Annotated in this window: 14 protein-coding genes; 12 read left to right on the forward strand and 2 right to left on the reverse strand. The window is 59.8% G+C overall.

The features are described from left to right. Nucleotides 1-3: 3 nt before the first annotated feature. From panD to POF45_RS11425, 7 genes are all read left to right on the forward strand, one after another. Entirely contained in the window at nt 4-384 is a 381-nt protein-coding gene (gene panD / locus POF45_RS11395) for an aspartate 1-decarboxylase (protein WP_259496682.1), read from the forward strand. Between the two features lie 218 nt (nt 385-602). Next, on the forward strand, nt 603-2267 hold the full coding sequence (gene pgi, locus POF45_RS11400; protein ID WP_259496683.1) for a glucose-6-phosphate isomerase: 1665 nt from the start codon (nt 603-605) through the stop codon (nt 2265-2267). 193 nt (nt 2268-2460) lie between these two features. Further along, nucleotides 2461-4398: an acetate--CoA ligase gene (gene acs, locus POF45_RS11405; protein ID WP_282315701.1), complete on the forward strand. Its 1938-nt coding sequence runs from the start codon at nt 2461-2463 to the stop codon at nt 4396-4398. A gap of 95 nt (nt 4399-4493) precedes the next feature. Then, nucleotides 4494-5366, forward strand: a complete 873-nt coding sequence (locus POF45_RS11410; protein WP_282315702.1) for an oxygenase MpaB family protein — start codon at nt 4494-4496, stop codon at nt 5364-5366. A 185-nt stretch (nt 5367-5551) separates the two neighbouring features. After that, nucleotides 5552-6568, forward strand: a complete 1017-nt coding sequence (locus tag POF45_RS11415; protein ID WP_259496689.1) for a class I SAM-dependent rRNA methyltransferase — start codon at nt 5552-5554, stop codon at nt 6566-6568. 106 nt (nt 6569-6674) lie between these two features. Continuing rightward, the gene (locus POF45_RS11420; RefSeq protein WP_259496691.1) at nt 6675-9626 is read left to right on the forward strand and encodes a DUF748 domain-containing protein; all 2952 of its coding nucleotides are present in this window, start codon (nt 6675-6677) and stop codon (nt 9624-9626) included. Further along, nucleotides 9626-9925, forward strand: coding sequence for a DUF2845 domain-containing protein (locus tag POF45_RS11425; RefSeq protein WP_282316032.1), 300 nt, complete (start codon nt 9626-9628; stop codon nt 9923-9925). The genes POF45_RS11420 and POF45_RS11425 overlap by 1 nt, the downstream gene beginning before the upstream one ends. Nucleotides 9926-10239: 314 nt before the next feature. Here POF45_RS11425 and POF45_RS11430 read toward each other — a convergent pair whose 3' ends face one another. After that, nucleotides 10240-10593 (reverse strand): BON domain-containing protein, encoded by a 354-nt coding sequence (locus POF45_RS11430; RefSeq protein ID WP_259496696.1) that lies wholly within the window; start codon nt 10591-10593, stop codon nt 10240-10242. A 356-nt stretch (nt 10594-10949) separates the two neighbouring features. Further along, nucleotides 10950-11366, reverse strand: a complete 417-nt coding sequence (locus tag POF45_RS11435; RefSeq protein WP_259496697.1) for a pilin — start codon at nt 11364-11366, stop codon at nt 10950-10952. Nucleotides 11367-11591: 225 nt separating this feature from the next. Between POF45_RS11435 and pilB the strand changes: the two genes are divergently transcribed. The 5 genes from pilB to yacG are packed head-to-tail and all read left to right on the forward strand — an operon-like array spanning nt 11592 to nt 16203. Beyond that, entirely contained in the window at nt 11592-13292 is a 1701-nt protein-coding gene (pilB, locus tag POF45_RS11440; RefSeq protein ID WP_282315703.1) for a type IV-A pilus assembly ATPase PilB, read from the forward strand. 2 nt (nt 13293-13294) lie between these two features. Then, complete coding sequence (locus POF45_RS11445; protein ID WP_282315704.1) at nt 13295-14512, forward strand: type II secretion system F family protein; 1218 nt, start codon at nt 13295-13297, stop codon at nt 14510-14512. Nucleotide 14513: 1 nt separating this feature from the next. After that, the gene (locus POF45_RS11450) at nt 14514-15386 is read left to right on the forward strand and encodes a prepilin peptidase (protein WP_282315705.1); all 873 of its coding nucleotides are present in this window, start codon (nt 14514-14516) and stop codon (nt 15384-15386) included. Continuing rightward, on the forward strand, nt 15383-16006 hold the full coding sequence (gene coaE / locus POF45_RS11455) for a dephospho-CoA kinase (protein ID WP_259496703.1): 624 nt from the start codon (nt 15383-15385) through the stop codon (nt 16004-16006). Before POF45_RS11450 ends, coaE begins: the two co-directional genes overlap by 4 nt. Then, a complete protein-coding gene (gene yacG, locus POF45_RS11460) occupies nt 16003-16203 on the forward strand; it encodes a DNA gyrase inhibitor YacG (protein ID WP_259496704.1) in 201 nt (66 codons plus the stop codon). Before coaE ends, yacG begins: the two co-directional genes overlap by 4 nt. The last annotated feature ends 5 nt before the right edge of the window (nt 16204-16208 follow it).

The following is a 16208-nucleotide window of genomic DNA, read 5'->3' on the forward strand; positions in this document are numbered from 1 at the left end:
CTCATGCACGCCATCATGCTCAAGGCCAAGCTGCATCGCGCCGAAGTGACTCACGCTGTCCTCGATTACGAAGGCTCTTGCGCCATTGACGGCGAATGGCTGGACTTGTCCGGCATCCGTGAATACGAGCAAATCCAGATCTACAACGTCGACAACGGCGAACGCTTCACCACCTACGCCATCCGTGGCGAAGACGGCTCGCGGATGATTTCGGTCAACGGTGCCGCCGCGCACAAAGCCAAGGTCGGCGACCGGGTGATCATCTGCGCTTACGCTCACTACAGCGAAGCCGAGCTGCCGGACTTCAAGCCGCGCATGCTCTACATGGCGCCGGGTAACGAACTGAGCCACACCAGCAACGCCATCCCGGTTCAGCTCGCCTGAGCCCTTCTCTCTTCCGTTTGTCGGACCGTTCCCGTCCCGATGTATAAAAAAGTACCGGGAACGGGTCAGACAAAGTCAAGACAGATCGCAGCGCGAGGTTTACTGTATTCGCCCTGTGCCATGAAATCGTGTCGACACAGTTGACCGGACGCCCAACCACAGCGCTCCGGGTCTTTTCGTGCTCAAAAGCCGTTCAAGTAAAAAGGAAAATCGCAGCGATGGCGTACTACCGCACTCCTCAAGACGTTACCGCTCTGCCTGCCTGGCAAGCGTTGAAAGATCACCGCCAGGCCATGCAGGATTTCAGCATGCGCGAGGCATTCAATGCCGATCCGCAGCGCTTTACCCAATTCACCCTCAGCAGCTGCGGTCTGTTTCTCGACTATTCGAAGAACCTGATCAACGCACAGACCCGCAACCTGCTGGTGGGCCTGGCCAACGAAGTTGACCTCAAGGGCGCGATCAAGGCGATGTTCGACGGCGAAATCGTCAACTCCTCCGAAGGCCGTCCGGCCCTGCACACCGCACTGCGCCGCCCGGTAGGCGACAAGTTGCTGGTCAATGGCGTCAACGTGATGCCAGACGTGCACAAGGTACTGAACCAGATCACCGACCTCGTGGGCCGCATCCACGACGGCCTGTGGCGCGGTTACACCGAGAAGCCAATCACCGACGTGGTGAACATCGGTATCGGTGGTTCGTTCCTCGGCCCGGAACTGGTTTCCGAAGCGCTGCTGTCCTACGCCCAGAAAGGCGTGCGCTGCCATTACCTGGCGAACATCGATGGCAGTGAGTTCCACGAACTGACCATGAAGCTGCGCGCCGAGACCACGCTGTTCATCGTCTCGTCGAAATCCTTCAACACCCTCGAAACTCTGAAAAATGCCCAGGCCGCACGCGCCTGGTACCTGGCTCAGGGCGGATCGGAAGCCGAGCTGTATCGTCACTTCATCGCGGTATCGAGCAACAACGCCGCTGCCGTGGCGTTCGGTATCCGCGAAGAGAACATCTTCCCGATGTGGGACTGGGTCGGCGGTCGTTATTCGCTGTGGTCGGCCATCGGTCTGCCGATTGCCCTGGCCATCGGCATGTCGAACTTCAAGGAACTGCTGTCCGGTGCCTACACCATGGACCAGCATTTCCAGACCGCGCCATTCGAGCAGAACATGCCGGTGCTGCTGGGCCTGCTGGGCGTCTGGTACGGCAACTTCTGGGGTGCGCGCAGCCACGCGATCCTGCCGTACGACCACTACCTGCGCAACATCACCAAGCACTTGCAACAGCTGGACATGGAATCCAACGGCAAGAGCGTGCGCCAGGACGGCACGCCAGTGTCCACCGATACCGGTCCGGTGATCTGGGGCGGCGTCGGCTGCAACGGTCAGCATGCCTACCACCAGTTGCTGCACCAGGGCACCCAACTGATTCCGGCTGATTTCATCGTGCCGATCGTCAGCTTCAACCCAGTGTCCGATCACCACCAGTGGCTGTATGCGAACTGCCTGTCGCAAAGCCAGGCACTGATGCTTGGCAAAACCCTGGCGGAAGCTGAAACCGAGCTGCGCGACAGGGGCATGGGCGAAGCCGAGGTGCAGAAACTGGCACCGCACAAGGTGATCCCGGGCAATCGTCCGAGCAACACCCTGGTGGTCGAGCGCATCAGCCCGCGTCGTCTTGGCGCACTGGTGGCGATGTACGAGCACAAAGTCTTCGTGCAAAGCGTGGTCTGGGGCATCAACGCCTTCGACCAGTGGGGTGTTGAGCTGGGTAAAGAGCTGGGCAAAGGCGTCTACAACCGCCTGGTCGGCAGCGAAGAAACCCCGGCTGACGATGCTTCGACACAGGGCCTGATCAACTACTTCCGTGGTCGTCACCGCGGGTGATCCAACGCCAAACTGCTAACCCTGTGGGAGCGAGCCTGCTCGCGAAAACGTAGTGTCAGTCGACATCATTGTCGGATGACCTACCGCCTTCGCGAGCAGGCTCGCTCCCACAGTTGTTTGTGCATGACTTGAACCCATGGATCACTCGGCGCATCTTTATTACTTGTCGCAAAAACAAGAATAAGGAACCGTCATGTTCGATATCAGCACGTTCCCCAAAGCCGATGCCGTCCGCCGGGCTGCACACCTGAGTCAGGACGACTACCAGCGCCTGTACCGCCAATCCATCGATGACCCCGACACCTTCTGGGCCGGACAGGCCAAGCTTTTTCTCGATTGGAGCGCGCCCTGGCAAACCGTCCAGCACTGTGACATCCGCAGCGGCAAAGCCCAGTGGTTCTGCGGCGGCAAGTTGAACGTCAGTTACAACTGCATCGACCGTCACCTGGAAAAACGCGGCGATCAAATCGCGATCATTTGGGAAGGCGACGACCCGGTCGAATCCGCGCAAATCACCTACAAAAAGCTCCACCACAACGTCTGCCGCCTGGCCAATGTGCTGAAAAGCCGTGGCGTGAAGAAAGGCGATCGCGTGTGCATCTACATGCCCATGATCCCCGAAGCCGCCTACGCCATGCTCGCCTGCGCGCGGATAGGCGCAGTGCATTCGGTGGTGTTCGGTGGCTTCTCCCCGGACTCGTTGCGCGACCGGATTCTCGACGCCGACTGCCGCACCGTGATCACCGCCGATGAAGGCGTGCGCGGCGGCAAGTTCGTACCGCTCAAGCAGAATGTCGACCTGGCCCTGCAAAGCTGCCCGGCAGTCAGCACAGTCGTGGTTGTGGAACGCACCCAGGGCGACGTGAACTGGGTCGAAGGCCGCGACCTCTGGTATCACCAGGCGCTGCGCGATGTCGGCGACGACTGCCCGCCCGAACCGATGGACGCCGAAGACCCGCTGTTTATCCTCTACACCTCCGGCAGTACCGGCAAACCCAAAGGCGTGCTGCACACCACCGGCGGCTACCTGCTGCAAGCGGCAATGACCTTCAAGTACGTCCTCGACTACCGCGACGGCGAAGTGTTCTGGTGCACCGCCGACGTCGGCTGGGTCACCGGCCATAGCTACATCGTCTACGGCCCGCTGGCCAATGGCGCGACCACGCTGATCTTCGAAGGCGTGCCCAGCTACCCCAGCAGCTCGCGCTTCTGGCAGGTCATCGACAAACACCACGTCAACATCTTCTACACCGCCCCCACCGCCCTGCGCGCGCTGATGCGTGAAGGCCCCGGACCGTTGCAGGAAACGTCCCGCGAGAGCCTGCGATTACTCGGCAGCGTCGGTGAGCCGATCAACCCGGAAGCGTGGGACTGGTACTTCAACGTGGTCGGCGAACAGCGTTGCCCGATTGTCGACACCTGGTGGCAGACCGAAACCGGCGGCATCATGCTCAGCCCGCTGGTCAGCGCACAACGGATCAAACCCGGTTGCGCCACGCAACCGATGTTCGGCGTGCTACCGGTATTGCTCGATGAACAGGGCAAGGAAATCCAGGGTGCCGGCAGTGGCGTGCTGGCGATCAAATCCAGCTGGCCGGCGCAGATCCGCAGCGTCTATGGCGACCCGCAACGTATGGTCGACACCTACTTCAAACCCTACCCCGGCTACTACTTCACCGGCGACGGCGCCCGGCGCGACGAGGACGGCGATTACTGGATCACCGGGCGCATCGACGACGTGATCAACGTTTCCGGGCATCGCATCGGAACCGCCGAAGTCGAAAGCGCACTGGTGCTGCACGACAGCATTGCCGAAGCCGCCGTGGTCGGTTACCCCCACGACGTCAAGGGCCAGGGCATCTATGCCTTTGTCACGCCCATGAACGGCACCGAGCCCAGCGATGAGCTGAAGAAAGAACTGCTGGCCTGCGTCAGCAAGGAAATCGGCAGCTTCGCCAAACCGGACCTGATTCAGTGGGCACCGGCCTTGCCGAAAACTCGCTCAGGCAAGATCATGCGGCGGATTCTGCGCAAGATCGCCTGCAACGAACTGGACAGCCTCGGCGACACCTCGACCCTGGCCGACCCGAGCGTGGTTCAGGGATTGATCGACAAACGCCTCAACCAATAACGCAAAACCTGATGTGGGAGCGAGCCTGGTCCGGGCTCGCTCCCACATTAAGTGTCTGGCCAATACTGGCCGCCATCTTTCACCACCGAGCCCCCATGGAATTCATCCGCACCCGCATCGAAACCCAGCTCATGAGCCTGACCGGCCTGTCCCTGGGCAAGCTCGACCTGGAAAACCCCAAGGGTGATCCCGGACTGTTCGGCCCCGATTCGGCGAGCTGGCAAGTCCACGGTGATTTCAGCAGCATGCTCATTGGCGGCATCAGTGCCTTGATGTTGCAGGCGTTGCACCCACTGGCACTGGCCGGGGTCTGGGATCATTCGAGTTTCCGTGAAGACATGCTCGGTCGTTTGCGCCGTACCAGCCAGTTCATCGCCGGCACCACCTTCGGCTCAAGAAAAGACGCCGACTGGCTGATCGAAAAGGTGCGCACCATTCACTTGCAAGTGACTGGCACTGCCCCAGATGGTCGACCCTATGCCGCCAGCGATCCGGACTTGCTGACCTGGGTGCATGTGGCCGAAGTCAGTCATTTCCTCGCGGCACATTTACGGTATCGCAATCCGAATTTATCCCCGGCGGATCAGGATCGTTACTACGGCGAAATCGCGCTGATCGCCGAACGCCTGGGCGCTCGCGATGTGCCCCACACCCGACGGGAAATCGCCGATTACCTTGAACGCGTTCGTCCACAATTGTTGTGCGATGCGCGCAGTCGCGAAGTGCTGCGACTGCTGTTGAGCGCGCCGGCGCCCAGCCGATTGGCCAAACCGTTTGGCAGCCTGATGATGCAGGCGGGTATCGACCTGTTGCCGGACTGGGCCAGTGACATGCTCGGGGTCAGCCAGAATCCGCTGCAACGCCAACTGATCCGCGCCAGCGTCAAACGCAGCGCACCGATGCTGCGCTGGGCCATGCGTAATGGCTCGGTGCAACGGGCCAAACGGCGGATGGGGTTGCTCACATAACCGATAACCTTGTGGCGAGGGGGCTTGCCCCCGCTGGGCTGCGAAGCGGCCCCCAAAATCTCGGTGTTTCTGAAATCTTGCCAGTGCTGCGCACTGGAACGGGGGCAAGCCCCTCGCCACAGGCAATCCCCCTCGCCACAGTGTTAAACTCCCGCGCCCAATTCCTACCTTGCAAGGCGCACTGCATGTCTTCCTTGAATCAGGCGCTGCGCGCCGCCCTCGATCATCGCCAGGACCTGCTAGGCGAACTGCATCAGCAAGGCACCGATTGCTATCGCCTGTTCCATGGCAGCCAGGAAGGCGCCGGCGGCCTGACCATCGACCGCTATGGCCCACAACTGCTGGTACAGAGTTTCCACCAGGCGCTGGAACGCGACGCGCTGCTGCAACTGCACGACATCATCAATCAATACCTGGGCCTCGACCTGATGCTGGTCTACAACGACCGCTCCCGGGGCAACTCGCGCATCGACCGTGAAGACACCGTCTACCGCGCCGACGAAGCCGCGCTGCAAGATCTGGTCGGCCATGAATGGGGCCTGAACTACCGGGTACGCGGCCGTCACACCGGGCAAGACCCCCTGCTGTTCCTCGACCTGCGCAACACCCGTGGCTGGGTCAAGGCACACAGCAAAAACAAAAGCGTGCTGAACCTGTTCGCCTACACCTGCGGCGTCGGTCTGAGCGCGGCGGCCGGTGGCGCCAGCGAGGTGTGCAACCTGGATTTCGCCGAGGGCAACCTGGCGGTCGGTCGCGAGAACGGCCAACTCAATCCGCAACTGCCGACCATGGAATTCATCCAGTGCGACTACTTCCCGGCGATCCGTCAACTGGCCGGCTTGCCGATCAGCCAGCGGCGCGGGCAGAAGCTGCCAAGCTACCAGCGCCTGGAACAACGCCAGTACGATCTGGTACTGCTCGACCCACCGGCCTGGGCCAAGAGCGCGTTCGGCACCGTCGATCTGCTGCGCGACTATCAGAGCTTGTTGAAACCGGCGCTGCTGACCACCGCCGACAACGGTGTGTTGATCTGCTGCAATAACCTGGCGAAAGTCAGCATGGACGATTGGCGCGAGCAAGTGCTGCGCTGCGCCGAGAAGGCAGGCCGACCGGTGCGTGAATGGACCGTGATGACACCGGGCCGCGACTTCCCGTCGATGGATCAGCAACCACCGTTGAAGACCCTGATCCTGCAACTGTGATCGCTGGTAATAACGCCTTCAGAAGAATCTGAATAATCCTCGGCAGCGGCGAATACTTCGGAACCGTAAAGGCGTGCCATACTCCAAGGCACTCCGATTCAGACAGATGAAGCCGCACATGCCCAAAGGATTGATTCGCGCTCTCGGCGCTTTATTGACTGCACTGGCTCTCTACAGCCTGCTGGGGTTTCTGATTTTTCCGGGCATCGCACTACGCGTTGCCAACCAGCAACTGGCCAATTACGCCACGACGCCCGCTCATATCCAGCGGATCGAACTCAACCCGTTCAGCCTTGAAGTCACCCTCTGGGGCCTGACCATCGGTGAGCCGGGCAAGGAACAGATCGGCTTCGAACGTCTGTACGCCAACCTGCAAATCGACAGCCTGTGGACCAAGGCGCTGCACCTGGCCGATATCCAGCTGGACAAACCCAAGACCGAAATCCTGTTCGGCAAGGACGGTAAACTCAACCTGCTCGGCCTGTTCAAACTGCCGGCCAGCGAACCAACTCCAGCCGATCCGAACGCCAAGCCGTTTCCACTGCGGGTGGACCGCATCAAACTGGCCGGTGGTTATGTGCATTTCCAGGACGCGCGTCCCAGTGAACCGATTGAGTTTCTCTACGACAAACTCGAATTCGAGCTGAAAAACCTCAGCACCCTGCCTGACGACAACGCCGACATGACCCTGGTCGCCGCCGGCCCGGAAGGCGGGCAAATCGACTGGACCGGCAATTTCAGCCTGATCCCTATCGCCTCCGAAGGTAAGTTGAAAGTCACTGACGGCCAGATGAAAGTCTGGTGGCCGTATGTGCGTGACGCCTTGCCGCTGGCGCTGGAAAATGGCGTGCTGAATCTGAGCACCGACTACAAGCTCAATCTGTCCAAGGAAACCGAACTGCTGCTGAGCAACGTCGCGGTCAGTGTTGCGCCGTTCGCCATCAATGCCCCGGACGGTCGGCCACTGGTGAAGCTTGAACGCCTGGACGTCAGCGATACCACCGTGGACCTGGCCAAGCAGCAAGTGGTGGTCGGCAAGATCCGCAGCAACAAGCTCGAAACCTGGGCCGCCCTCGAAGCCGACGGGCAACTCGACTGGCAAAAACTGTTCGCCAGTCAACCGTCCAGACCGGCGGCCAAAGCCAATGCCGAACCGGCCAATACCCCGGCTGCCGCTGACTCACCGAAAGAACCTGTAGCGCCGAGCAAGCCTTGGCAAGTGCTGCTCAAAGACGTGCAACTGCGCGACTACCAGGTGCATCTGGCCGATCGCAAGGCACAACCTGCCGTGGCACTGGAAGTCGGCCCGTTGAATGTCGACCTGCAGAATTTCGACAGCCTCAATGGCTCCCCTTTTACTCTCAAACTCGATACCGGCCTGGGCAAGCAAGGCAAGATCACCGCCGATGGCGAGGTCAACCTGGCTCCCGTCAGCGCCAAACTGAAAGTGCAGACCAAGGACATTGACCTGCGCGTCGCCCAGTCCTACATCACCCCGTTCATTCGCCTGGAGTTGCGCAGCGGCATGCTCGGCAGTGATCTGGCGGTCAACCTGAAAAGCACCGACCCGCTGGCCTTCAGCGTCACCGGTCGCGCCCAGGTGGATCAACTGCATACCCTCGACACCCTGAAGAACCGCGACTTCCTCAAGTGGCAGCAACTGGTGCTCGAAGGCCTGAACTATCAGCACGGCGATAGCCTGTCGATCGACAAGGTCAACCTGTTCCAGCCCTATTCGCGCTTCATGATCAACGATGACCGCACCACCAACATCGATGACCTGCTGATCCCGCAACCGGCCGGCTCAGGCGCCAAAACCGCCGCGGCCAAACCGGCGGCCAGCAACAGCAAACCGATGGGCATTCACATTGGCGGCATTGCCATCAATGACGGCTCGGCCAACTTCGCCGACTACAGCCTGACGCCAAACTTCGCCACCGCCATCCAGCAGTTGAACGGTTCGATTGGTACCATCGACAGCCGCCAGGCCAAACCGGCCAGCGTCGACGTCAAAGGCAAGGTTGACCGCTACGCGCCGGTGACCATCAAGGGCGCGGTCAACCCGTTCGACCCGATGGCCAGCCTCGACATCGCCACCAGCTTCAAGCGGGTGGAACTGACCACCTTGACGCCCTACTCAGGCAAGTTCGCCGGCTACCGTATCCGCAAGGGCCGGCTGAATCTTGACCTGCATTACCTGATCACCAAAGGCCAGCTCAAGGCTGAAAACAAAGTAGTGGTCGAGCAACTGGAGTTGGGGGAAAAGGTCGATAGTCCGGACGCCACCAGCCTGCCATTGAAACTGGCCATTGCCTTGCTCAAGGACGTCGATGGCAAGATCTCCATCGAGCTGCCGGTCACTGGCGACCTGAACAATCCGCAGTTCAGCGTCATGCCGATTGTCTGGCAGACCTTGCGCAACCTGATCGTCAAAGCCGCTGCGGCGCCATTCAAACTGATTGGCGGGCTGATCAGCGGCGGTGGTTCGCAAGACCTGGGCAATGTCTCCTTTGCCGCGGGTTCCAGTGACTTGGGTAAAGACGCCGAAGGTGCGCTGGACAAACTGGCCCAGGCCCTCAAGACACGACCGGCCCTGCGCCTGGAAATCGAAGGCACCGCTGCACAAAGCAGCGATGGCCCCTTGATCGCCGAACAGCGTCTGGAGCGCGAATACCAGTACAACTACTACAAGATGCTCCAGCGTCGTGGCGACAAGGTGCCGGCGCAGGCATCGCAGTTGCAGGTGCCTGACAACGAGAAAGGCCCGCTGCTGGAAGGCATCTACCGCACACGCCTGAAGACCCAGCCACCGGCTGAATGGAAAGATCTGGGCAAGGAAGAACGCACCGCGAAAATGCGCGCTGAGGTGATCAAGTTCTGGAGTTCCAGCGACGTCTTGCTGCGTCAACTTGGGCAGGAGCGCGCCAGCAGCATCAAGGATTATCTGGTGGACAAGGGCCAACTGGCTGACGACCGCGTGTACTTCATCGACGCCAACCTTGGGCAGGCGGAAAGTGACGGTCGGGTCATAACGCCCCTGCACCTGGACGCCGAATGATGGGCCGGCAATGGCTGCTCGGCATGGCGCTGACATTGGCGACCGGTCCTGTATGGGCTGGCGGCGATACCCTGCGTTGTGCCAGCAATCTGATCAGCGTGGGAGACCGGTCCGGCGAGGTGCTGCAGAAATGCGGACAACCACTGGCCAGGGACTCCCTCGGCTACAGGCGCAGCGCTGATCGCTGGGATGAGTTTCAGGTCGAGGAATGGACGTACGGGCCGAACAGCGGGATGTATTACTACCTGCGGTTCGAGGGGAATCGGTTGGTACAGATCACCAGCAAACGCGGGAACTAGTTTCACCACAATCCAAAGTGAACACCGTCAATGTGGGAGCGGCGGTGCGACGATTCGACTTGCTCGCGAAGACGGTGTGCCAGTCGATGATGATGTTGGCTGACAGACCGTCTTCGTCGCAACGCGGCTCCGACCCAGCCCACTCCCACAGTGGTTTTGTGGCGCCCACAATAGAACAGGCCCCCGGCACGAATGCCGGGGGCCTGTAATGGCCACATCCTTGTGGCCGTTCGCATGAACTCATCAGAGGCGGCAGACGTATGGCTCGGCCCGTCTACCGCACCTTCTCCCGGTTCAGGCGAGAAGCCTTGGCCTTACTCGGCTTTCAGGCCGTCAGCGGAGACCGCTTTGACGCCTTTGATTTTCTTGGTGATGGCCACTGCGGTGGTTTTTTGAGCTTCGGTAATAGCGACAGTCGACGACAGCGACACAACACCTTGGTTGGTTTCAACTTTGATGTCAGTGCCTGGAATGCCTTTTTCGGTTACCAGGTCACTTTTGACTTTAGTGGTGATCCAGGTATCGGAGGTAGCCCCTTCAGCCTTGGTCATTTCACCGGCTGCCAGAGTCATCGGCGCCTGGGTGGTAGTGGTCTGTGCAAATGCAGCGTTGGCCATGGTCAGGGTCAGCGCGGTAGCAGTAGCGGCAGCGATAGCGAACTTCTTCATACGAGTAACTCCTGTTTTTCTAGAAAGTCTGCTGCATGTCGTGTCAGCAGGGTTACTGGGTATATTGCGAACGCTGTGCCAACTTTGAAACGCAAACTAAAACCTTATAAATCAATAAGTTACAAAATTTGCCAATTTTCGAAATCATGCAAAATGCATGACCCCGACATTCCCTACATGCAACTTGCCGGTTTTATCGCAGGCCTAAGGCCATGAATTGTCGGGAGTTTCCCCGTTCATACGGTTGAGTCGAAGAAATTTGAACGAAACGCCGTTTTCCCGAACATGTCATCGCACCACCAGACAAAAAAATACCCCGCCATTGCTGGCGGGGTACGGGTCCTGCGAAGCGAGAATCAAGCGCCAGGGCAGCTCGGGGTCGAGTACATCGCCAGCGCCGTGGTCGCACAGGTCCAGCCGGTGGTCGCACTGCGCGTCAGGGTAATGACCTTACCCAATACCGGTGCTGGGGCATTGAGCAGCGTGCAGGTAATGGTGCCAGCCCCGCTGGCTACAGTGCCCGTCACGCCCAGCGTACAGTTCTGTGTAGCCGTAAGCCCACCGCCGACAACAGCCAGCGTCGGGTCCGCAGAACCTGCATTCATCACGTCCTCATAAGCCACTTTGAGCGCCGAAACTTCCGCGATCCCGGCGGTCACCTTGGCCCGCGCCTGGTACTTGGTATAGGCCGGCAACGCAAACGTCGCCAGAATCCCGATGATCGCCACCACGATCAACAGCTCGATCAGGGTAAAACCTTTTTGATTATTCATAGACAAGCTCCATGCATGAGTCGGAATCTCATGATCTGAACAAGCTATAGCATCGACCATGCCAAGCCGTCCCGACCCTGCTGACGGGGCGCGGCACCGCGACAGTCTCCTTTCCTACCGCCTTGATCCGCACTATCTGACACTTTTTGTCACCTCATCGCCGCTGGTTTCGCGCCGTCCATTGACTAGGCTATAAGTCATGAACTGTCTGCGTCCGGAATCCCCATGAATGACATCGCCCTCAGCGGCCTGGCCAAGCAATTGGTGCTGGCCGAGCTGCTCACTGACAAAAGCGCGCAACAGGCGTATCAGCAAGCCCAACGCAATCGCATTTCCCTGGTCAGTTATCTGGTGCAGAACAAGCTGGTGAGAAGCCGCCAGGTCGCCGAGATTGCCTCAGAGCATTTCGGCATGGCCCTCATGGATCTCAACTGCCTGGACAAGGAAACCCAGCCCAAAGGCCTGGTCAGCGAAAAACTGGTGCGTCAGCATCACGCATTGCCCCTCTGGCGGCGCGGCAACAAGCTGTTCGTGGGGATTTCCGACCCGACCAATCACCAGGCCATCAACGACATCCAGTTCAGCACGGGGCTCAATACCGAGGCCATCCTGGTCGAGGACGACAAACTCAGCGATGCCATCGAGAAGTTCTTCGATACCCACACCACCGGCCTGGAAGATATGGCCGACGTTGACCTCGATGGCATGGACGTCGAATCGATCGACGATCGGCAACAGGACGCCATCGCGGGCCAGGACTCCGATGACGCGCCGGTCGTGCGTTTTGTCCACAAGATGTTGCTCGATGCGATCAAAAGCGGGTCCTCCGACCTGCACTTCGAGCCCTACGAAAAAACCTTCCGGGTCCGGGTGCGCACCGACGGCATCCTGCGCGAAGTCGCCAAGCCGCCAATCCAACTGGCGGGGCGTATTGCTGCCCGACTCAAGGTCATGGCCAGTCTCGACATTTCCGAACGCCGGCGGCCTCAGGACGGGCGGATCAAGCTGCGCCTGTCCAAGAACAAATCCATCGATTTTCGGGTCAACACGCTGCCAACCCTATGGGGCGAAAAAGTGGTGATCCGGATCCTCGACCCCTCCAGCGCGCAAATGGGCATCGACGCCCTCGGCTACGAGCCCGAACAAAAAGAACTGTTCATGGCAGCACTCAGGCAGCCGCAAGGGATGATCCTGGTCACCGGTCCCACCGGCTCGGGCAAAACCGTCTCGCTGTACACCGGGCTGAATATTCTCAATACCGTGGACATCAATATCTCCACCGCCGAAGACCCGGTGGAAATCAACATGGAAGGCATTAATCAGGTCAACGTCAATCCCAAGCAGGGAATGGATTTTGCCCAGGCCCTGCGCTCGTTTCTGCGTCAGGACCCGGACGTGATCATGGTCGGTGAAATCCGCGACCTGGAAACCGCCGATATCGCCATCAGGGCTGCCCAGACCGGGCACATGGTGCTCTCGACCCTGCACACCAACAGCGCCGCGGAAACCCTGACCCGTCTGCACAACATGGGCATCGCGGGTTTCAACATCGCCACCTCGGTCAGCCTGATCATTGCCCAGCGCCTGGCGCGCAAACTGTGCAGCCATTGCAAGACGCCTATCGACATACCGCGAGAGGCGCTGCTCAAGGAAGGCTTTCCCGAGGAACGCATTGGCTCGTTCACGATCTATGAGCCGGTCGGTTGTGATCAATGCAATAACGGCTACAAGGGACGGACCGGGATTTATGAAGTAGTGAAAAACACCCCCGAGCTGCAACGGCTGATCATGGCCGAAGGCAACTCACTGGAAATCAACCTTCAAATGCGCAAGGACGGCTTTGACGACCTGCGCACCTGCGGCCTGCGCAAGGCCATGCAAGGCATCACCAGCCTGGAAGAAATCAACCGGGTCACCAAGGACTGAACATGGCGGTCAAGGCAGCAAAAATCAGTGTGTACGCCTGGGAAGGCACCGACAGGAAAGGCACGAAACTGACCGGCGAACTGAGTGGTCAGAACCCGGCGCTGATCAAGGCACAGTTACGCAAGCAAGGCATCAACCCTGGCAAGGTGCGCAGGAAATCCATCTCGATCTTCAACCTGGGCAAACGCATCAAGCCCCAGGACATTGCCCTGTTCACGCGGCAGATGGCGACCATGATGAAAGCCGGCGTGCCGCTGTTGCAGTCGTTCGACATCATCGGCGAAGGCTTCGACAACCCGGCCATGCGTAAACTGGTGGACGAGGTCAAACAGGAAGTCGCGGCGGGCAACAGCTTCGCTGCCTCGCTGCGCAAGAAACCGCAATATTTTGACGAGTTGTATTGCAACCTGGTGGACGCTGGCGAACAGGCCGGCGCCCTCGACACGCTGCTGGACCGGGTGGCGACCTACAAGGAAAAGAGCGAAAGCCTCAAGGCCAAGATCAAGAAGGCGATGACTTACCCGCTGGCGGTGGTGTTCGTCGCGGCCATTGTCACCGGTATTTTGCTGGTCAAGGTCGTCCCGCAATTCCAGTCGGTGTTCGCCGGGTTTGGCGCACAATTGCCGGCGTTTACGTTGATGGTGATCGCCCTGTCGGAGTTCATGCAGCAGTGGTGGTGGCTGGTCCTCGGCGTGCTGGTGGCGGGAGTATTCGGCTTGCGCCGCGCGTCCAGGAAGTCCCAGGCCTTTCGCGACTGGATGGATATCTGGCTGCTGAAGATGCCGCTGGTGGGCGCACTGATGTACAAGTCGGCGGTGGCCCGCTATGCGCGAACGCTGTCGACGACCTTCGCCGCCGGGGTGCCTTTGGTAGACGCGCTGGAATCCGTGGCCGGTGCCACTGGCAACATCGTGTTCAAGCGTGCGGTGCTACGTATCAGGCAGGATGTTTCAACGGGCATGCAGCTGAATTTCTCCATGCGCAGCTCTGGCATCTTTCCGAACATGGCGATTCAAATGACCGCCATCGGTGAAGAGTCTGGCGCCCTGGATGACATGCTCGACAAGGTTGCCAGTTTCTACGAGTCCGAAGTGGACAACATGGTCGATAACCTCACCAGCCTGATGGAACCGTTCATCATGGTGGTGCTCGGTGTTATCGTCGGCGGCCTGGTGGTTGCCATGTACCTGCCCATCTTCCAACTCGGCTCAGCGATCTGACATGCCCCTCAATGAATTTCTGACGCTCTACCCGCTGGCCTTCGTCATCATCGCGCTGATACTCGGCCTGTTGATCGGCAGTTTTCTCAACGTGGTGGTCTGGCGTCTGCCGAAAATGCTCGAGCGGGAGTGGCGAATCCAGGCCCACGACGTGCTGGGGCTGCCGCCCGAAGCACCCGGTCCGACCTACAACCTGATGTTGCCGCACTCGCGCTGTCCGCATTGCGATCACTCGATCCGCGCCTGGGAAAATATCCCGGTGTTCAGTTATCTGTTTTTACGCGGTCGTTGCTCGAACTGCGCGGCGCCTATCAGTAAGCGTTATCCCCTGACCGAACTGGCCTGCGGTGTGCTATCGGCGTTCATTGCCTGGCAGTACGGTTTCGGCTGGCCGGCCGGCATGCTGCTGATCCTGACCTGGGGTCTGCTGGCCATGAGCCTGATTGACGCCGAACATCAGTTGCTGCCCGATGCCCTGGTCCTGCCATTGTTGTGGCTGGGGCTGATCGTCAACAGTTTCGGGCTATTCATGTCATTGAACGCGGCGCTGTGGGGGGCAGTGGCCGGCTACATGGCGCTGTGGTCGGTGTTCTGGGTGTTCAAGCTGATCACCGGCAAGGACGGCATCGGTCACGGCGACTTCAAGCTGCTGGCGATGCTGGGGGCTTGGGGCGGCTGGCAGATTTTACCGCTGACAATCCTGCTTTCATCCCTGGTGGGCGCCATTATCGGCGTGATTGTGCTGCGCCTGCGCGACGAAAAAAACTCGACGCCGATCCCTTTCGGTCCCTATCTGGCCATTGCCGGCTGGATTGCCTTGCTCTGGGGTGGTCAAATAACCGACTTCTATTGGCAGTTTGTCGGTTTGAAATGAATACCCCTGTGGAAAAACCCTGGATTCTCGGCCTCACCGGCGGCATCGGCAGTGGCAAAAGCGCGGCAGCCCAGCACTTCATCGACCTCGGCGTGCATGTGGTGGACGCCGATCACGCGGCGCGCTGGGTGGTGGAGCCGGGACGTCCGGCGCTGGCGAAGATTGCCGAACACTTCGGTCCCGGTGTATTGCAGGCCGACGGGCAGTTGGATCGCGCGGCGCTGCGCAAGCTGATCTTCGAAGTGCCGCAGGAACGCCGCTGGCTCGAAGCGCTGCTGCATCCGCTGATCGCCGAAGAAATCATCGCGCACCTGGCCAATGCACAATCGCCTTACGCAATTCTGGTATCGCCGCTGCTGATCGAGTCCGGGCAATACGCCATGACCCAGCGCGTGCTGGTGATCGATGCCCCACAAGAGCTACAGATAGAACGCACTCTGCAACGTGACCAGACCAGCGAGCAACAGGTCCAGGCGATCCTCAAGGCCCAGTCCGGCCGGCAGGATCGCGTGAGCCATGCCGACGACGTGGTGGTCAACGACCGCGACCTCGCCTGGCTGCACAGCGAGGTCGAACGCCTGCATCACTTTTACCTTACTTTGCGTGGAGGCCAGTCATGAGCCAACCCCCTATCGTCCAATGCCCAACCTGCGGCGCTCCTGTTGAATGGAACGCCGAGAGCACCTTCCGACCGTTCTGCTCGGACCGTTGCAAACTGATCGACCTGGGCGCCTGGGCGTCGGAAGAACACAAGATCCCGGTCAGCCCGGACGCCGAAGACGAACTATTCAGCGAAGACTTCGACCCGCGCCATTAAGCCCT

The sequence above is a fragment of the Pseudomonas fungipugnans genome (assembly GCF_029955235.1).
GTDB lineage: Bacteria > Pseudomonadota > Gammaproteobacteria > Pseudomonadales > Pseudomonadaceae > Aquipseudomonas > Aquipseudomonas fungipugnans.